An 18,532-nucleotide genomic window follows, 5' to 3' on the forward strand; every position below is an offset into this window, starting at 1 on the left:
GGACGAAGACGCCCGGTTTGGCTTTACTGCCCCTATGACACGCAAATTTCTGGATAAAGTTTACGATCACATTGGCGACGGTGTGGGTGCATTTTATGATGATTGGGCCGCCTCTTACGAGGCTGAGGTCTCTGAAAACGGCTATGTCACGCCGGGGCGGTGCGCCAAAGCCCTTGCCAAATTCCTAACTGATCGCGCTGCGCCCATCCTTGATTTTGGCTGTGGAACAGGCCTGTCCGGTCTGGCTTTGCGCACCCAAGGCTTCACCACGCTGGACGGTATTGATCTGTCTGCAGAGATGCTGGCTCAAGCTCGCTCCAAGGGCATTTATCGCCAATTGCTCAAAGTCGATCCCGATGCCGATTTGCCGGTCGAACCCGGGCGGTATCCGGCAATCGCGGCGATTGGTGTCATCGGTCCGGGGGCTGCCCCGCTCGACACTTTTGACACGCTGTTCAAACTGCTCGACCGTGGCGGTTTCATGACACTTTCGTTCAACGATCACGCGCTTGAAGATCCCGCGTACGAAGCCCGCCTCGATGAATATCTCGACCTAGGCGCCGCGCGCCTGTTGTTTCGCGAATACGGCCCTCATTTGCCTGCACGCAACATGCAATCAACCGCGTATGTGATTGAAAAACTGTGAATTTCACGACAAGATTTGCACCATCGCCAACCGGACCTCTGCACTTGGGTCACGCCTATTCAGCACTTCTTGCACATGATTCAGCACGCGAAGAAGACGGCAAATTCCTGTTGCGGATCGATGACCTTGACCAATCCCGCGCCCGTCCACATTGGGAAGATCAGATTTACGACGATCTCGCCTGGCTCGGCATCACATGGGACGGTCCAGTGCGCCGTCAGTCAGACCATTTTCACGAATACGCTAAGGCAACACAACAATTGCGCGCCGCGGGTCTTACTTTTGAATGCACTTGTTCCCGACGAGACATCGAGGCCGCCGCAAATGCCCCTCAGGAAGGCGTGCCAGAGTTTGGCCCGGATGGCCGTATCTACCCCGGCACTTGCCGTTCCTTGGCGCTGGCACCCACGCCCCAGACCTGCACACGCCTGAACATAAGCAAAGCCTGCGCTCTGGCACTTCCCGCGCATTTCACCGACACCGAACCGGACCGCGTCGGTGTTCACAACTTGGAAACACAAGATATGTTGGCCACTGTAGGCGACGTCATCCTGTCCCGCCGCCAAATGGCAGCGTCTTACCATCTCTCCGTGGTTCTGGACGACGCTGCCACCGGCGTCACCGATGTGATCCGGGGCGCCGATTTGTTTGACGCCACCCGCATTCACGTGGTTTTGCAAAAGCTTCTGAACCTGCCGACGCCAGCCTATCACCACCACAAGCTGATCCGCGATGACGCAGGCAAACGTCTGGCAAAACGCGACGATGCCCGTGCTATCGCCAGGTATCGCGCAGAAGGCGCCACACCAACCGACATCCGCCAGATGGTCGGACTCTAAACCGCTGTCATTGTTCCCTAAACACTCGTGCTGCAGGCATCACAATGCGTAAGGTTCAGCTCATCGGCTGCATCAGTTCAACTTCTTCACCGTCCCGAACGGCCGTATAGAAACAACTGCGCCGGTTTGTGTGACACGCCGGACCGGTCTGACGCACCGTGACCAGCAAACAGTCGCGATCACAATCCAGCCGGAAATCCACCAGCTCCTGCACATGTCCCGAGCTTTCGCCCTTGACCCAAAACGCCTGCCGCGACCGACTCCAATAAGTTACCCGCCCGGTGTCCAGCGTCCGCTTCACTGCCTCGGCATTCATCCACGCCATCATCAGCACGTCGCCGGTTTCGGCGTCCTGTGCTATGGCCGGAATTAGTCCGGCGTCGGTAAATGTCAGTGATTTCGGATCAAAACCCATAACTTGGCCCCTTTGCATCCGCCGTTTTGCTCTCTATCTAGGAAAGACGCAGCAAAGGAAACCACGATGTCCGGCGAAAACGACCTGATCAAGCTTTATTCCGGCCAGATTCTGCAATTGGCGGCATCGATCCCGCACACAGATCGTCTGACATCACCGGATGCCAGCGTCAAAAAACGCGCGCCTTTATGCGGCTCTACAGTCACCGTCGACCTTGTTGTTCAGGACGGGTGCATCACGCAGTTTGGCCAGGACGTCAAAGCGTGTGCGTTGGGGCAAGCCGCCGCATCGGTGGTGGGCGCTAATATGATTGGTCGCACCCGCACCGAAGTCGAAACCGCCCGTGATGCGCTTAAGGTGATGTTGAAACAGGACGGCCCCACGCCAGCTGCACCCTTTGACGGGCTCGAAGTTCTGCGCCCGGCCCGCGATTACAAAAACCGTCACGCCTCGATCCTGCTGGCACTCGATGCCACCTGCGAGGCGATTGAACAGGCAGATCAGGCCAACTGCGCCTGATCCCACCCCATCTGCTAACATAAAAAAACCGCCGCACTTCCAATTGGAAGGCGGCGGCAGTTTGGTGCGTCTTTACGTGGGACCCGATGCCATCCGGGAAGGGGTATGAGGCAGAAACCCTTCGGGACAAGAGACAGGCAGTGTCAGTCAAACCGCATCAAAATGGGGACAGGGATGCGAAGGATGGACCGGCGTAAAGGCCGCAGGCAAAAATTCAGACAAAACCGGGTACGTGCAAGGCCACCACCATCATGGCAACAACACAGACCCCGCCCAACGCATCTTGAATCAACGTCTCGCGGGAATTGCGGATCACGGATTTGATTTGGCGCATCATGGGGTTACTCCTGCTCTCACTCGTTTTTGTTGCTTCTTTGTTCTCATATTCTTAATGTCCTGTAAAGAACTTTATGTGAACATTTGAGAACATTTAGTGAATAATACGGCTAACCGACTGAAATCAAACGGATCGCCTGATCTTGTTCCATCAACCACAAAAGACTGCGCGTTGCCTGTCCTCTGGGCGATGTCAGTTCCGGGTCATCATGCAGCAATTTACGCGCATCGCTTTGGGCCACCGCCATCAACGCCGCCTGTGCTTCCATATCTGCTACCCGGAATCTCGGAACACCGGATTGCGCCGTGCCAATCAGATCACCCGCCCCACGCATCTCCAGATCAGTTTGCGCAATAACAAACCCGTCTTCGCTTTCTCGCAAAACCTTTAGACGTTTTTCACCGGTTTCGCTCAGCGGCGCCTGATACATCAACAAACAGGTCGACGCCTGTGATCCGCGCCCGACACGGCCCCGCAGCTGATGCAACTGGGCCAATCCAAACGTTTCCGCCCGCTCAATCACCATAATCGTGGCGTTGGGCACATCCACCCCCACCTCAATCACCGTGGTCGCCACCAACACCTGCGTTTTGGCCTGCTGAAACGCTGCCATGCCTACGTCTTTTTCCGCCGGTGGCATCTGACCATGAACCAATCCCACGACGCCTTCCCCCAAGGCCGCACGCAGGTGTTTGAACCGCTCCTCAGCCGCCGTCAGATCAACGTTTTCGCTTTCCTCAACCAGCGGGCAGACCCAATAACACTGTTTGCCCTCGGCCACCGCTTTGCGCAGATGTTCTACAACTTCATCCATACGACCCGTCGATACCAAAGCTGTCGTAATCGGCTGCCGCCCCGGGGGTTTTTCATCCAGAACTGACACATCCATGTCGCCATATTGCGCCAGCGCCAGCGATCTTGGGATCGGCGTGGCTGTCATCACCAAAACATCCGCCCCCTCGCCTTTTTTGCCCAGCTCCAACCGCTGACGAACTCCAAACCGATGCTGTTCGTCCACAATCGCCAACCGCAAATCGCCAAAATGCACATCCGGTTGAAACACCGCATGTGTACCCACCAGAATGTGAATATCTCCGCGCGCGAGCGCGTCCAGCTTGGCCTGACGCTCTGACCCTTTGTCGCGCCCTGTCAGGATTTCCAGCACCACACCGGCGCTTTCCGCCAATGGCTGCAAGCCGGCAAAATGCTGACGTGCCAAAATCTCTGTCGGCGCCATCATCACGCCCTGCCCGTTCGCCTCGACCGCGACCAACAGCGCCATAAACGCCACCAGCGTTTTACCAGCGCCCACATCGCCCTGTAACAGCCGGTTCATGCGCACGGGTCGCGCCATGTCCGCTGCGATCGCCTCAATCGCCCGCTCCTGCGCACCCGTCGGCGTGTATGGCAACGCGGCCCGCACCTTGGCCTGCAATGTTCCGTTGGCTTGCGACATGATCCCCTTGGCGCGCTGCAATCGTGACCGCGCCAAAGCCAATGTGACCTGATGCGCGAAAAACTCGTCATAAGCCAAACGTTCGCGCGCCGGTGTCGTGGCCGCGATCTCTGCCAAAGACAAAGGCCTGTGCGCCGAAGTAACGGCATCGCGCCACGAGGGCCACTTTGCCTTGTCCTTTTGCCCCGGATCAATCCATTCGACCAATTCCGGCGCGCGTTCCAAAGCGGATCCTGCCGCCTTGACCATGGTTTTTTGCGTGACACCTGCGGTCAGCGGATAAACCGGTTCAAATGCCGGGATCTCGTCTGCTTCGTCAGGCTTCAGGATGTAATCCGGGTGCACCATCTGCGCGATGCCATCAAAATGCTCGACTTTGCCAGACACAACCCGGCGTTCACCAACCGGCAGAACTTTTTCAAGGTAATTTCCGCGCGCGTGGAAAAAAACCAACTGAAAACTTGTTTCAGCATCCTCGACATTTATCCGATATGCACCACCACGCGACCGGGGCGCGCGGTGGTCGCCGACCACAACCTCAACAGTCAGCGTATTTGGCAGGTCCGCCCCCAAAACCGTCTCACGTCTCCGCCGATCAATCCCGGAATAAGGGAGAGAAAACAACAGGTCACGCGGCTTTTCTACACCAATTTGCGCAAGGTTCTGAGCCGTCTTTGGCCCAACCCCATCCAGCGCCGTCAAAGCACCGAACAAGGGAAACAGATTTTCGGGGCGCCCGCTCATAGGCCCTCGATCAACGCCAACCACGTGTCTTCGTCAATGGTCTTCACGCCCAAATCCGCCGCTTTTTTGGCTTTTGACCCTGCCCCTGGACCAGCCACAAGAATATCCGTTTTTCCCGAAACCGACCCACTGACCTTGGCACCCAACGCCTCTGCCCGCGCTTTGGCTTCGGCGCGGGTCAATTTCTCCAACGTTCCGGTAAACACCACAGTTTTGCCCGCGACAGGGCTGTCCTGCGCTGGGGCATCCGGAGGGACAATATTCAGATGTGCAATCAACGCGTCAATTGCGGCGCGTTCCACCGGATTGGCCAACGCGTCAGACAAGGACATGCCCAGGGTGGCGCCAATACCATCAATCCCAATCAGATCAGACCAGCATTGTGATGCCGTTTCCGGCACATCCAACCCGGCAATGGCCGCCGCCCGGCAATCGGAAACCCGCGCGCGGCGCGCCTCTGCCTTTGCCTTGATCCGCTCGGCCTCTTCCGCCTGATCCGCCGTTCGATGCGCCAAAGCCGCCGGACGCGCCGCATCAATCGCCTGTGTCAGCGCGGTCCAATCCAGATAATGCAACGCAAGATCACGCGCACCGACTTCGCCAACGTGGCGAATGCCCAACGCGAAAATCAGCTTGGCCAACGCAATGGTGCGTTTTTCTTCAATCGCTGCAAACAGGTTATCCGCGCTTTGTGCACCCCATCCATGGCGGTTTTTCAACCGGTTCAGATTGCTGGCATCCCGGTCGCGTAGCGTGAAAATATCCGCGGGCTGACGGATCGGCAAATCAGCGTCGTCATGAAACATTTCAATCTGCTTTGCGCCAAGCCCCTCGATATCAAAGGTCTTACGTGCGACGAAATGTTTCAACTTTTCAACGGCTTGCGCGGGACAAATAATGCCGCCGGTACAGCGTCGGATTGCATCACCTTCTTCGCGAACGGCTGCGGATCCACACTCCGGGCACGTCGCCGGGAATATATATGGCGCTGATCCATCAGGTCTTTTGGTCAGATCCACATCCGCCACTTTGGGGATCACATCACCGGCGCGGTAGACCTGCACCCAGTCCCCGATACGAATGTCTTTTCCGTCGCGGATTTTCTCCCCCCGGCTGTCCAGGCCGCGAATATAGTCTTCGTTGTGCAGCGTAGCGTTGGACACAACCACACCGCCCACCGTCACCGGCGCCAGCCGCGCCACAGGACTTAAAGCACCGGTGCGTCCAACCTGAATGTCGATCGCCTCCAGCCGGGTCCATGCTAATTCTGCCGGGAATTTGTGCGCAATTGCCCATCTGGGTGTGGTGGCGCGAAATCCAAGCCGCCCTTGCCAGTCCTGCCGGTTCACTTTGTAAACCACGCCATCAATGTCATAGCCCAGCGTCGCGCGTTGTTCCTCGATACTGCGATAATGCGCTATCAGGCTCTCTGGTCCGTCGCATTCCTGCGTCAGCGGATTGGTCACGAACCCAAGCTGTGCCAACCGTCGAATGGCATCCATCTGCGTTTCAGCCAAAGGCGCAGACAAATCACCCCAGGCATAGGCAAAAAACCGAAGCGGACGCGATTTCGTGATCGAAGGGTCAAGCTGACGCAAACTGCCAGCAGCGGCATTGCGAGGATTGGCAAAAACCTTGCCTCCCTCTGCTTGCTGGCGTTCGTTTAACGCCTCGAAATCCGCGTGGCTCATGTAAACTTCGCCGCGCACCTCTAATACATCCGGCGCACCCGTGAGAACTTGTGGAATATCGCCAATGGTGCGCGCATTGTCCGTGACGTTTTCGCCGGTCGCGCCGTCCCCCCGGGTTGCCGCATGAATCAATTGGCCTTGTTCATAGCGCAGCGACAGGCTCAGCCCATCAATCTTTGGTTCAGCACTGAACACCAGCGCCTCTTTACCCAAACCCAGATATTTGCGTATTCGATCCGAAAAATCCTGCACATCTGTGTCATCAAAAGCATTCCCAAGGCTAAGCATTGGCACCGCATGGGTGATTTTGCCAAACCCATCCGCGACCGATGCCCCCACCAAGTCGCTCGGGCTGTCGGCGCGTTTCAAACCCGGGAATAAGGCTTCGATTTCGGCATTTCGCCGTTTCAGATTGTCATAAGCTGCATCTGAAATTTCCGGCGCGTCCTGTGTGTGATAGGCTGTGTTGGCGCGCCCTAATTCAGCGGCAAGGCGCGCCAGTTCGGCACGCGCCTGTTCTTCACTTAGTTCGGATACACCTAGGTTTTCGCTCACGCTGCGCTCTCCCGCTTCACTTGGATTAAGTGATACGGATGCCTGTCCACAACGTCCAGACTCTCTTGTGTCAGCTCAGGCGCGCAAAGCCATTTGTTCTTCGTCACCGATGCTGGTGGGCTGCGGATCGCGCAGCACATAGCCCCGTCCCCACACCGTTTCAATGTAGTTTTCACCTTCCGTGGCTTCGCTCAGTTTTTTGCGAAGCTTACAAATAAATACATCAATGATTTTCAACTCAGGCTCATCCATGCCGCCATAAAAGTGGTTCAGGAACATTTCCTTGGTCAGTGTGGTGCCCTTGCGCAGCGACAAAAGCTCCAGCATCTGGTATTCTTTGCCGGTCAGATGCACCGGTGTGCCGCTGACTTCCACCGTCTTCGCGTCCAGATTCACAGCAACCTGCCCGGTCTTGATAATCGACTGCGAATGCCCTTTGGAACGGCGAATGATCGCGTGAATACGCGCCACAAGTTCATCGCGGTGGAATGGCTTGGTCAGATAGTCATCCGCCCCAAATCCAAATCCCTTAAGCTTACTTTCCGTGTCATCCGCACCAGACAGAATCAGAATAGGTGTATCCACCCGGGCAATCCGCAGCTGCCGCAGAACCTCATGTCCGTTCATGTCCGGCAACCCAAGATCCAGAAGCACCAGATCGTAGTCATATAGTTTCGCCAGATCGATACCCTCTTCGCCCAGGTCCGTGGCATAAACGTTCAGGTTCGCATGGGTCAGCATCATCTCAATGCTTTTTGAGGTGGTTGGATCATCCTCGACCAGAAGCACACGCATAAATAAAGTCCTCGTATCAGGGCATCGTTGGAATTAACCGTGAACAATAAAGGTTAACCCCGGGTTACTGACTCGAGAAAAATTTAGCACTTACCACCTATGGTTGTCGATACTTTTGGATTGCTGTCGCTTTAAGTGCGTCAATTCCGTATTGTGAGACCGCCGAAACCCACTCACTAAATTCCTCTTCGCTCAGCCCATAACGGCGCAACGCATCATCCTGGCTGATTAATCCATACGCCACGCCGCGCACCACGGCCGCTTTGCGTGATGCGACCCATCGTCGTGTGTTTTCGGGCGGTAAATCCGCCTGCGTCATGACTTGTCCATTCGACAAAGTCACACAGCGCGGTCTTTCGACTTTCTTAAGATACATGGCCTTTTTCCTCGTCTATGGCGCCATGCTCGGACAAACCACTTAACGAGACCTGAAACCGCCTCTTGAGAGTAGTTACGATTTTCTTATATATCTTCTCGACTTCTTCTGGAGATTCCCATGGCCCTTGATGCCGATACCCCGCTCAACTCTCTTGGCTTTGCCAAACCCCCGTCTCAAACGCGTGTTGTGGTCGCCATGTCGGGCGGCGTGGACAGCTCTGTCGTAGCGGCCAAACTGGCGGATGAAGGTTATGATGTGGTTGGCGTCACCCTGCAGCTTTATGACCACGGCGCGGCTCTGGCCAAAAAGGGCGCCTGCTGTGCAGGGATCGATATTCATGACGCCCGCCGCGTGGCCGAAGAAAAGGGCTTTCCGCACTATGTGCTGGATTATGAAAATATCTTTCAGGACGCCGTGATTGACGAATTCGCAGACAGCTATCTGGCCGGGGCCACACCGGTGCCCTGCATCCGCTGCAACGAGCGTGTGAAATTCAAGGACTTGCTGGAAACCGCCCGCGATCTCGACGCGGATTGCATGGCCACCGGCCACTATATTCAACGCAAGACCGGGGCCAATGGGCCCGAACTGCACAGCGCGGCGGATGCCACGCGCGATCAATCTTACTTCCTGTTTTCCACCACCCCGGAACAGCTTGACTACCTGCGCTTTCCGCTTGGCCATCTGCCGTCCAAAGACGCCACCCGCGCGCTGGCCGCCGAATACGGTTTGGCCGTGGCAGACAAGCCCGACAGTCAGGACATCTGCTTTGTGCCCAACGGTGATTATGCCAGCGTGATTGAAAAGCTGCGCCCCGGTTCGGCAGAACCCGGTGACATCGTGCATGCGGACGGGCGCGTTCTGGGCACACATCAGGGCGTCATTCACTATACCATCGGGCAACGGCGCGGTCTTGGTATCGGTGGTCTGGCAGACCCACTTTATGTGGTCAAACTGGACGTAGATACTAAACAGGTTGTTGTCGGACCCAAAGAGCTGCTGTCCACCCGTGTCATTCCGGTGCGCGAAATTAACTGGCTGGGCGATGAGCCGCTGCAGTCACGCGATGAATGGCACCTGATGGTCAAAGTCCGCTCAACCCGCCCGCCGCGCGACGCGATTTTGCGCCCCACAGGTCCCGACACAGCCGAAGTTGAACTGCTTACCCCCGAAGAAGGTGTTTCGCCGGGGCAGGCTTGCGTGTTTTATGATCCGGACAGCACCCGCATTTTCGGCGGCGGCTGGATTTGGCGCGGCGCTTAATCACGCTGATTTCCGTGCAGCTTCGTGCTAAGCTGATCCCCGCTTAGACCCGAGGATCAGACCATGAAGAACATGTGCCAAAGCTGCGGTATGCCGCTCAGCCAGGACCCCGCGGGTGGCGGCACCGAGGCTGATGGATCAAAATCCACGACATATTGCTCATATTGCTATGATAACGGCGCGTTTCTAATGCCGGAAATTTCGGCGCAAGGCATGCAGGTCTTTTGCAAAAACAAGCTGATCGAAATGGGCCAGCCGCGCAATTTGGCGTGGCTCTATACCCGAGGCATTCCCCGTCTGAAACGCTGGCGCAGCTAAACCATGTCTGTGGCGGTGTTGAGCAAAACATAAGTCCCCACGCCAATCATCACCCAGGGCGCCAGGCGTTCCAGCCATCCGACCAACCGTGCGTTTTCACCCGCACCACGCGCCATGAAGCTACCGCTGACCAGCAAAATTACCCCGGCTCCTAACGCGCCGGCCATACCACCCAACCGATAGACCGGGGCAGCGTCCGCCAGCAACGGTGTTATCACCGAAAGACTGTCTGCCGAAACGCTCAGAAACGTCAGCAATATAGCAACCAAAGTCGACGCCTCACGCCGCGATCCGCTTTCGTCGCCCCCGCGCCTGATCAATTCGCGCAGACCCAGAAAAACCGGCACAACCCCAAGCCACCCGGCCTGCGTGGGAAAGCCAAGCTCCATGCCTTCCGCCAGAACCAGCGCCACCACAAGCACCACAAACTGCGCCCCGGCAAAGCCCAGCATCACCCGACGTCCGGGCAACCGCACCAACATTGCGACCATCAATGCAAGATTGTCCAGATTAGTCAGCACCAACGCCAAAGACACTGACAGCGCAAAAAGCACCACACTCATTCAGCGCGCTCCAGCCTGTCCAGCCCGTCCAGTACGGCCCGCGCGGCACGCAGCCCCGGTGCTTCGCCACCCCGTCCCAACCGGTCCATGGTCACGTTCATCGCTTCGGACTGAGCGCCCGGATTGCCAATCACATCCAGTAAAACCGGGGCAATCCGGTCAGCCCGGCAATCCGCACCAATCAGCTCGGGCACATCTCTTGTTTCGCTGACCAGATTAACCAGCGTTACAGTGTCGACTTTCAACATCATCGCAATGATCTGACGGCTCAACCAGTTCATGTCGTAGGCTATGACCATCGGTGTGCCCGCTGCCGCCAGCTCCAGCGAAACTGTACCAGACGCAGCCAACGCGGTATGTGCAGCCCGGAATGCGGCGCGCTTTTCGCGCTGTGCTTCTTGTTCGCCACGTCCGCGCGGGTCCAGCACCGTCACGTTGCCCGGCCAGTCCTTCACAAGATCCTTGACCAGCACCGCCACAGGCGCTGCTGCGGGCACTACAATCCTCAGATCAGGCCGTGCATTAACCACATCCGCCACCACCTGCGCGAAAATCGGCCCCAATCGACCCACCTCGCCCCGGCGCGATCCGGGCAGCACCAGCAAGAACGGTTCATCGCCCAAATCATGCGCCTCGCGAAACTCAAGCACCTCTGCATCGCTGCCCACGGGTTCGGTCGTGACCGGGTGCCCGACAAAATCACAGCGCATCCCGGCAGCCTGCATATAGGGTGGCTCAAAGGGCAACAGCGCCAGAACCTGATCGATCATGTGCGACATTTTTTCGGCCCGCCCGGCACGCCACGCCCACACGGTGGGCGCCACGTAATGCACGGTTCGAATATCGCTTTTGTCTTTGACAATCCGCGCCACGCGCAGCGAAAAGTCCGGGCTGTCGATGGTGATCAAAACATCTGGCTGCGCCGCAACCACCGCATCGGCAGTTTCGGATATACGGCGTTTCAGGTGCAAATATTTGGGCAGCACTTCGGCAATGCCCATCACGCTCAGCTCATCCATTGGAAACTGGCTGATCAGCCCCTGGGCCTGCATCGCGGGGCCACCAATGCCTTCAAACGTCACGTCCGGCACCAATTGGCGCAAACCCTGCATCAAGGCCCCGCCAAGCTTGTCTCCCGACATCTCGCCCGCGACCAGAAAGACTTTCATCAGAGCACGCGGCCCATCAGGAACAAGCCCGTATCCTTAAACGCCTGACGGGTTTCTTCTGGCTCCAGCATCAGAACCTTGCCTGCTGCAACAACGATACCCTCCAGACCCGCCGCGGCCGCCTTGTGCACGGTCGCCGGTCCAATGGCTGGCATATCAACGCGTAAATCCTGCCCCCGTTTCGGGGCCTTGACCAACACGCCACCGCCACGTCGCAATTGCGCGGGCGTCTGCGCGACAAAGTCCAGCATCGCATCTGTACCCTGCAAAGTCTCCACACCAAGGCACAGCCCCGCCGCGACAACCGCACCCTGCCCGACATCCAATGGCGACAACGCCAACAGGATATCCACGGCCCGCGCAGCATCACCTAAGACTGCGTCACTCGGGTCCGGGCCAACAACCAAGCCCTCGGGCACGGCCAGTTCCATCAGAATTTCATGCGCGCCGACAACTTTCATGCCGCGCTCTTCAAACAGCGATACATAAAATCGCAACACCGCGTCGTCGCCCTGCAGAAACGCCGCCTGCAGCGCCGGGATCAGCGTCATGGTCAACTCATCAAGATCACCTGGTTTCAGGTCCGGCCGGGACATGCCGCCAGCAAAGACAACCTGATCCACGCCTTGTTCTTTCAGATCCTCAAACAACACGCCAAGCCGCGCCAGACTGTGGTCTCGCAACGGCGCAACCATCTCATGCGGCATGCCTTCAAAGACAATGCGCAGAGCGTCCGGGCGCGCCCGTGACAGATTGACCGGCAGTGCGCCTGCCCCGGCAACAATAGCAAGTTTGTTCATCTCAGGACCCCGGTGTCAGAAAGGACCGATCCGAATGCCCGGTCACAAAATCTACAATTTCGCGCACGTAATCGCTTTCGGTTTCGTCACCCAACCGCTTTGCGCGTTCTTGAAATGCGCCTTCGCCTTGGGCCAGCATCTGAAAGGCCGCCCGCAAGGCAGTGATGTCTGCCCGTGCAACGCCGCGTCGCTTGAGACCAACAAGGTTCAGCCCGTCCAGCTCGCCGCGTGGCCCCTGCACCAACCCAAAGGGTATCACGTCGTTTGTCACCATAGAAACCGCGCCGATAATCGCGCCCCGACCAATCCGCACCCATTGGTGAATGCCGCACAAACCGCCAATGATCACGTCATCTTCGATCACACAATGCCCGGCCACAGCCGCCGAATTCACCACAATCACCCGATTGCCAATCTGCGCGTCATGGGCAATGTGACACCCGGCCATAAACAGCCCGTCATCCCCAATCCGCGTCACGCCGCCACCACCTTCGGTGCCGCAATTCATCGTTACATGTTCGCGGATCCGGTTACGCTCGCCGATGATCAGCCGCGTGTCTTCTCCGTTGAACTTCAAATCCTGTGGCACCTCGCCAATCACCGAAAACGAGAACACTACACTGTCCCCGCCAATCTCAGTCTGGCCGGTCACCACAACGTGTGATTTCAACTCAACCCGATCTCCAAGAACCACGTCAGCCCCGACAACACAAAACGGGCCAATCAGACAGCCATCACCGATGACCGCGCCGTCTTCGACCACAGCCGAAGCATGCACTTGCGCAGATTGAGAAATTGCCATTTCGGATTACTCCTTTGGAAGGTCCATCATCGCTGTGAATTCAACTTCACACGCCAGCTCACCTTCAACTGTTGCAACGCCTTCGAATTTCCAAACCTTCGCACCCGGCTTGCCGCGCAAGGTCGCCACTTTCATTTCCAACACATCACCCGGCACGACCATCCGGCGGAATTTGCATTTGTCGAGCCCCATGAAATAGACCAGCAATTCCTTGTCGGCCAAATCCATCGCAACGCCAACCAATACCGCAGATGTCTGCGCCATCGCCTCAACAATTGTCACGCCCGGCATGATCGGTTGGCCCGGAAAATGCCCCTGAAAATGAGGCTCGTTCATGGTCACATTCTTGATGCCTTTGGCAGACTTGAACCCGTCAATTTCGACAACTTTGTCCACCAGCAAAAACGGATAGCGATGTGGAATGATCCGCTGGATCAAACCGATATCAGCACTCTTCAACTCTTCAGACATGGTGTTCTCCCGCGTTAGTGGAATTATTTTCCTTGAAAGTCCCTAGCAATCCCGGCCCTGATGGGCAAGCGCGCTACTCTGGGTCGGCGTTCAGGCTACTGCCATCGCCAATTGCCGCATTCAGCCGGGCAATAGCGGTCTCAGTGATATTAACGGAATTGCTGGACATCAGAATGACCCGCTGTTCCAGAATGATTGAAGCGCGCGCTTCACGCATCAAATCTTCCAAAACGGGCCTGGCCGCCAGAACAAAAGCCGCCTCTTCGCGTTCGCGGAACTGTGCAATCTCGGACGCTTTATTATCCTGAAATCGACGGATTTCTTCGACACGCGCATCAAACGCATCGGCGACCGCTCGGAAATCTTCCGGTGTCATTTCCTTGCGCTTTTCGGTCAGCACCCGCTCTTCTTCAACCAGTTTGGCCTCCATTTGGCGGTTTTCTGCCCGCAAAATGGATTGCTCAGCTTCAATGTCGCGCGTGACCCGCTCACCGAATTGCGACTCGGCAAACAAACGCTCGCTGTCCAGTGTCAGGATTGAAGAAACCGGCACGCCCATGTCCTGCGCTGTTGCCGGCGCAATGACACTTAGGGTCGTCAGCACCGAAAACAAAAGGACAATCAGGCCACGCATGGCAAATCAGAACTGCGCGCTGATGGTGAAATCAAACGTCTGCTCTCTGTCGAATTCTTCTTTTTGCAGAGCCTTGGTAAAGTTGAACCGCAACGGGCCAATGGCCGTATCCCAGAACAAAGCAAACCCAACAACATGGCGCAATGAGAATTCATCATAAAACACCGTGCCAACACCCGACGTGTTGTCCAAACCCCAAAGCGAGCCGACATCGTAGAACAGGCCGCCGGAAATACCCAATTCATCCGGCAAACCCAGAGGGAATTCAGCTTCAAACCGAGCCACGGCATAATAATTGCCGCCAAGCGCGTCATCAAAAGATGTGCCGCCGGATGTGCCCCTTTCCCGTGGACCAATACCAAAAGGTTCAAACCCTCGAATGCTGCGCGCCGTCACAATAAAGCGATCGTCTACGCGGCTGTCATTGTCGGGAGAATAAAGATGACCACCTTCCAGAACGGCACGTAATGTAATCTCTTCGTGGAAGACCTTGGTCTCGGCCAGCGCCTTGGCTGTGGTCTTGATAAATGTGTAGTCTCCACCCACGCCGCCAAAATCCTGACCGAACTCAAGCAACACGCCCCGGTTTGGATCAAGCCCTCGGTTCCGTGTGTCATACGTATAAGTATATCCAACCGAACTTTTCCAAATATCGCCGCGCGCAGCTTCTGTATCAACAATCGAACCGGGTGCTGTTGTGCCGGTGTCCAGAACCATATCGGTGTTCTGCAAAGTATATCGCAGGTTCATGCGGCCAAATTCGCTGACCGGAAAGGCCAGGCTGGGCTGAAACTCGCCAACAACGTTGCTGAACCGGGCTTCGTCTGGTTCGTATTCCTGATACTTCAACGAGACACCAGCAGCCAGATCACGACCCAAAAACGCAGGTTCTACAAATGAGAACGAATAGTCCGTGACTGACGATGCGGTCGAGGCTGAGAACGAAAGAGACTGTCCACGGCCCAGAAAGTTGCGTTCGCTGAACCGAACCACAAGACCAATACCGTCGTTGGTCGCGTAAGACGCACCAAACGAAAGCGACCCGGTAGGTTGCTCGACAACGTCAACGTCGACCACAACCTGATCAGGTGAACTGCCTTCGCGGGCATTCACTTCGGCGGTTTCAAAGAAACCAAGTGCCCGAATCCGTTCTGCACTTTCGCGAATTTCACGCGGGTTGAACGGGTCGCCTTCCACAATACGGAACTGGTTGCGAATAACCCGGTCAACCGTGGTTGTGTTTCCTTCCACATCGATCCGTTCAATAAAGATGCGTGGTCCCTTCACCAGCGCAAATTCGACATCCAGCGTGAGCGCGGCGTCGTTGCGTGTGATACGCGGATCAACGCGCACGAAATCCAGCCCATCTTTCAGAGCAAGCCGCTCAAGCCGCGCAATCGCGTTTTCGACCTGCAATGGCGAATACATGATGCCGGGCTTCAATTTGATTGCCTTAAGGTAATCATCGGGGTCGGCGCCAGTCACTTCGCTGACAACAGTGATGTTGCCAAATTTGAAACGCTGACCTTCCTGAACGTTAAACGTTACGAAATAACCGTCGCGGTCGCGCGACAGCTCGGCATTCACACTGGTGACACGGAAATCGACAAACCCGCGTGACAAGTAAAAGTCGCGCAACACCTGTTTATCAAACTCGATACGGTCGTTTACAAACGTATCTTGCTGGAAAAACGCGCGCAATATCCCGGCTTGTTTTGTGCCCAGAACACGGCGCAAACGACGGTCGGAAAATTCCTGGTTGCCAACAAATCCAATGCGTTCAATCTCAACAACGCCGCCTTCGAAAATTTCAAAAACCAGGTCCGCACGGTTATCATTGCGCCGAATGATGCGCGGCGTAACACGCGCCGCCAATCGGCCTTGTTCTGCGTAAGCCTGCGTAATTCGCGCTGCATCGCGCTCTGCCACGCTCAGGTTTAGCACCCGGCGCGACTGAGACTCGACCAAAGCCTCCAAAGCCGCGTCTTTCAAACGTGCATTGCCTTCAAAACTGATGACGTTGATTGTGGGATATTCTTTGACTTTGATCACCAGACGATTGCCGCTGGGAACCATCTCGACAGCCTCAAAAAGACCGGAGTCCAATACCCGCTGATAAGCCGCATTCAACTGCCCTGCGCTGATGGCCTTTCCCGTGGTGATCCCGGCATAATTGACCACCGCAGCAGATTCGATCCGCTGGTTGCCCTCAACCGATACTGATCCAAACTGGTATTGCTGTGCCGAAACACTTCCCGGCAACATCAACAAAACCGCTGAAATCAATAATAAAAAAGCAAATGCAGCTTGTTTAAAACGCGTATCGCCGCCGTCTTTGGCTTTCGCCAAAGCTCTACTCTGTTTGGTCATTCCCAAACTCCGCAAGACATCCCAGTTGGACAGTGACTACCGGGAATGCCGCCCGTTGTCAAAAGACCAATGGGCGCAGAAGCTTAAATGTCGTGACGAATAGTTATCCACAGGGCTTGGTAGACACACAATGACCCGCCACATCATCTGGTGGCGGGCCATGCGAGATCATATTTCCAAGGAGGGCTTAGAACTGGCCCAAAATTGCACTGAAGGTGACCCCCACATAGGCACCGAACATCAATCCACCCATGATCGCTAGCGGGAACATAAAGCGATCCCAGTTTACGTCGATCAAAAGTCCTAGTGCGCGATATCCGTCTTCAATTGTGTGCATGGTCTCAGCTCTGGTTCTGTCTGTGTATCCCTCAAAGCTAAACAGGGAATTAGGCAGAAATGCGGCACCGGCAAGGCACTTATGGGCAGAACAGGTCGTTGGTCAGCCCAAAAGTCATCAATCCCAGCACTATCACCAGCCCAATTGTCATCAGAATTCGCAGCGCGCCATCACTTGGTGGGCGCTTGGTCACGGCCTCATACGCGTAGAACACCAGATGCCCGCCATCCAGCATGGGAATTGGAAACAGGTTCAGCATACCAATCGCCGTCGACAGCACCGCAATAAACCAGATAAAGCTCTCAAGCCCCTGACTTGCCATCGCGCCTGATGTCTGTGCAATGCCCACCGGGCCCGACAGGTTACAGCTGCTGATCGCCCCCGTAACCATGTGATACAGGCCGGAAATCGATCCTTTGATGATACGACCGGTTTGCTGAACGCCGCCCCACACCGCAACACCCGGGCTCAGCGAAACGGTCGCTGGTTCAAACGCCAAACCACCACCAATGCCAATACGCCAATAGGTTTTAAACCCGCCCCCGTCCTGCGGCTCGTCGACCCGGCGCGGTGTCAGGGAAAACTCCTGCTCTTCTCCGGCCCGGTTCACTGTCAGCAACAATGTGCGTCCTTCGCCATTCTCCACGGCGTCTTTCAACTGCGAAAAGGCGACAATCGGTTTGCCATCAATCGCGGTGAACACGTCGCCCAGCTCAAGCCCGGCGTTGATCGCTGCCGATCTTGGCGCCAGATGCAGCACGATAGGTGGATAAAGGTAGGGCCCGTCAACTTCGATCACATCGCCGCCCCGGTCCACTTCATAGGCCAGAGGGTTTTCCTTGACCATATCGTCCCAGAATGTCTCGTATGCGGCGTTATCCTGCAATGATGGCAATGGCTTGCCATCAATCGCCAGCACCTGATCACCCTGTTTCAGGGTGTATTCCACATTGGGCAAATCCCGCAAATCGCCAACAATCAGCTCTTCGCCCAGACGCCCATTTGTCATCATCACGCCGGCAAAGATTGCTATCGACAGGACAAAGTTAAATACCGGCCCCGCCGCAACCGTTGCCGTGCGCGCCCACAAAGGTGCTCCGTGCATCGTACTGCGCAGCTCATCGTCTGACATGGTCTGCATGGCGGCGCCGTCTTTGCCGCTGGCGGCATTGGAATCGCCCTTGAACCGCACATAACCTCCCATCGGGATCGCCGCGACCTGCCATTTTGTGCCGCGCTTGTCATGGCGCGACCACAACACAGGCCCAAACCCTAACGAGAACACTTCGGCATGGATGCCAGACCAGCGCCCGACGATGTAATGCCCATATTCATGGATCGACACAATGATCGACAGCGCGACCACAAACGCCAGCACCACAACAACTGTGTTTCCAAATGCCGGGATAAGGGCAAAAATGTCCAAAGC

The 18,532-nt window shown here is 56.3% G+C and carries 20 protein-coding genes; 5 read left to right on the forward strand and 15 right to left on the reverse strand.

The features are described 5' to 3' along the window. Nucleotides 1–34 precede the first annotated feature (34 nt). Together ABJI08_RS03280 and gluQRS are read left to right on the forward strand one after the other, a co-directional pair. The gene (locus ABJI08_RS03280) at nt 35–646 is read left to right on the forward strand and encodes a methyltransferase domain-containing protein (protein WP_348400390.1); all 612 of its coding nucleotides are present in this window, start codon (nt 35–37) and stop codon (nt 644–646) included. Then, on the forward strand, nt 643–1,485 hold the full coding sequence (gene gluQRS, locus ABJI08_RS03285; protein ID WP_348400391.1) for a tRNA glutamyl-Q(34) synthetase GluQRS: 843 nt from the start codon (nt 643–645) through the stop codon (nt 1,483–1,485). Before ABJI08_RS03280 ends, gluQRS begins: the two co-directional genes overlap by 4 nt. 55 nt (nt 1,486–1,540) lie before the next feature. Here the strand turns inward: gluQRS and hisI are convergent, their stop codons facing one another. Beyond that, nucleotides 1,541–1,900, reverse strand: a complete 360-nt coding sequence (hisI, locus tag ABJI08_RS03290) for a phosphoribosyl-AMP cyclohydrolase (RefSeq protein ID WP_348400392.1) — start codon at nt 1,898–1,900, stop codon at nt 1,541–1,543. 66 nt (nt 1,901–1,966) lie between these two features. Here hisI and ABJI08_RS03295 point away from each other — a divergent pair, with 66 nt between their 5' ends. Beyond that, a complete protein-coding gene (locus ABJI08_RS03295; RefSeq protein ID WP_348400393.1) occupies nt 1,967–2,419 on the forward strand; it encodes an iron-sulfur cluster assembly scaffold protein in 453 nt (150 codons plus the stop codon). Between the two features lie 214 nt (nt 2,420–2,633). Here ABJI08_RS03295 and ABJI08_RS03300 read toward each other — a convergent pair whose 3' ends face one another. The 5 genes from ABJI08_RS03300 to ABJI08_RS03320 all read right to left on the reverse strand — a co-directional run bounded on the left by ABJI08_RS03300 (nt 2,634) and on the right by ABJI08_RS03320 (nt 8,373). After that, complete coding sequence (locus ABJI08_RS03300) at nt 2,634–2,756, reverse strand: hypothetical protein (RefSeq protein WP_348400394.1); 123 nt, start codon at nt 2,754–2,756, stop codon at nt 2,634–2,636. Nucleotides 2,757–2,865: 109 nt separating this feature from the next. Then, nucleotides 2,866–4,956: an ATP-dependent DNA helicase RecG gene (gene recG / locus ABJI08_RS03305; RefSeq protein WP_348400395.1), complete on the reverse strand. Its 2,091-nt coding sequence runs from the start codon at nt 4,954–4,956 to the stop codon at nt 2,866–2,868. Next, nucleotides 4,953–7,202, reverse strand: coding sequence for an NAD-dependent DNA ligase LigA (gene ligA / locus ABJI08_RS03310; protein ID WP_348400396.1), 2,250 nt, complete (start codon nt 7,200–7,202; stop codon nt 4,953–4,955). The genes recG and ligA overlap by 4 nt, the downstream gene beginning before the upstream one ends. A gap of 75 nt (nt 7,203–7,277) precedes the next feature. Next, a complete protein-coding gene (locus ABJI08_RS03315) occupies nt 7,278–7,997 on the reverse strand; it encodes a response regulator transcription factor (RefSeq protein ID WP_348400397.1) in 720 nt (239 codons plus the stop codon). A gap of 97 nt (nt 7,998–8,094) precedes the next feature. Next, on the reverse strand, nt 8,095–8,373 hold the full coding sequence (locus ABJI08_RS03320; protein WP_348400398.1) for a DUF1153 domain-containing protein: 279 nt from the start codon (nt 8,371–8,373) through the stop codon (nt 8,095–8,097). A gap of 120 nt (nt 8,374–8,493) precedes the next feature. On the opposite strand from ABJI08_RS03320, the gene mnmA reads away from it, so the two are divergent. Together mnmA and ABJI08_RS03330 are read left to right on the forward strand one after the other, a co-directional pair. Then, a complete protein-coding gene (gene mnmA, locus ABJI08_RS03325) occupies nt 8,494–9,639 on the forward strand; it encodes a tRNA 2-thiouridine(34) synthase MnmA (protein WP_348400399.1) in 1,146 nt (381 codons plus the stop codon). Nucleotides 9,640–9,702: 63 nt separating this feature from the next. Further along, a complete protein-coding gene (locus ABJI08_RS03330) occupies nt 9,703–9,957 on the forward strand; it encodes a zinc ribbon domain-containing protein (RefSeq protein WP_348400400.1) in 255 nt (84 codons plus the stop codon). On the opposite strand, the gene ABJI08_RS03335 is transcribed toward ABJI08_RS03330, so the two are convergent. From ABJI08_RS03335 to rseP, 9 genes are all read right to left on the reverse strand, one after another. After that, nucleotides 9,954–10,520 carry a hypothetical protein gene (locus ABJI08_RS03335; protein WP_348400401.1) on the reverse strand — a complete coding sequence of 189 codons (567 nt, stop codon included), beginning with the start codon at nt 10,518–10,520 and terminating at the stop codon, nt 9,954–9,956. The two genes, ABJI08_RS03330 and ABJI08_RS03335, sit on opposite strands and share 4 nt — an antisense overlap. Continuing rightward, nucleotides 10,517–11,689: a lipid-A-disaccharide synthase gene (lpxB, locus tag ABJI08_RS03340; RefSeq protein WP_348400402.1), complete on the reverse strand. Its 1,173-nt coding sequence runs from the start codon at nt 11,687–11,689 to the stop codon at nt 10,517–10,519. The genes ABJI08_RS03335 and lpxB overlap by 4 nt, the downstream gene beginning before the upstream one ends. Further along, nucleotides 11,689–12,489 carry a UDP-2,3-diacylglucosamine diphosphatase LpxI gene (gene lpxI, locus ABJI08_RS03345; RefSeq protein ID WP_348400403.1) on the reverse strand — a complete coding sequence of 267 codons (801 nt, stop codon included), beginning with the start codon at nt 12,487–12,489 and terminating at the stop codon, nt 11,689–11,691. Before lpxI ends, lpxB begins: the two co-directional genes overlap by 1 nt. 1 nt (nt 12,490) lies before the next feature. Further along, nucleotides 12,491–13,291 carry an acyl-ACP--UDP-N-acetylglucosamine O-acyltransferase gene (gene lpxA / locus ABJI08_RS03350; RefSeq protein ID WP_348400404.1) on the reverse strand — a complete coding sequence of 267 codons (801 nt, stop codon included), beginning with the start codon at nt 13,289–13,291 and terminating at the stop codon, nt 12,491–12,493. 6 nt (nt 13,292–13,297) lie between these two features. Then, complete coding sequence (gene fabZ / locus ABJI08_RS03355; RefSeq protein ID WP_348400405.1) at nt 13,298–13,762, reverse strand: 3-hydroxyacyl-ACP dehydratase FabZ; 465 nt, start codon at nt 13,760–13,762, stop codon at nt 13,298–13,300. A 73-nt stretch (nt 13,763–13,835) separates the two neighbouring features. Further along, nucleotides 13,836–14,396, reverse strand: a complete 561-nt coding sequence (locus ABJI08_RS03360; RefSeq protein WP_348400406.1) for an OmpH family outer membrane protein — start codon at nt 14,394–14,396, stop codon at nt 13,836–13,838. A gap of 6 nt (nt 14,397–14,402) precedes the next feature. Next, nucleotides 14,403–16,766: an outer membrane protein assembly factor BamA gene (gene bamA, locus ABJI08_RS03365; RefSeq protein WP_348400407.1), complete on the reverse strand. Its 2,364-nt coding sequence runs from the start codon at nt 16,764–16,766 to the stop codon at nt 14,403–14,405. A gap of 187 nt (nt 16,767–16,953) precedes the next feature. Continuing rightward, entirely contained in the window at nt 16,954–17,103 is a 150-nt protein-coding gene (locus ABJI08_RS03370) for a hypothetical protein (RefSeq protein WP_348400408.1), read from the reverse strand. 79 nt (nt 17,104–17,182) lie between these two features. Then, nucleotides 17,183–18,529: an RIP metalloprotease RseP gene (gene rseP, locus ABJI08_RS03375; RefSeq protein ID WP_348400409.1), complete on the reverse strand. Its 1,347-nt coding sequence runs from the start codon at nt 18,527–18,529 to the stop codon at nt 17,183–17,185. Between the last annotated feature and the right edge of the window lie 3 nt (nt 18,530–18,532).

Source organism: Shimia sp. (genome assembly GCF_039969785.1).
Taxonomy (GTDB): domain Bacteria; phylum Pseudomonadota; class Alphaproteobacteria; order Rhodobacterales; family Rhodobacteraceae; genus Shimia.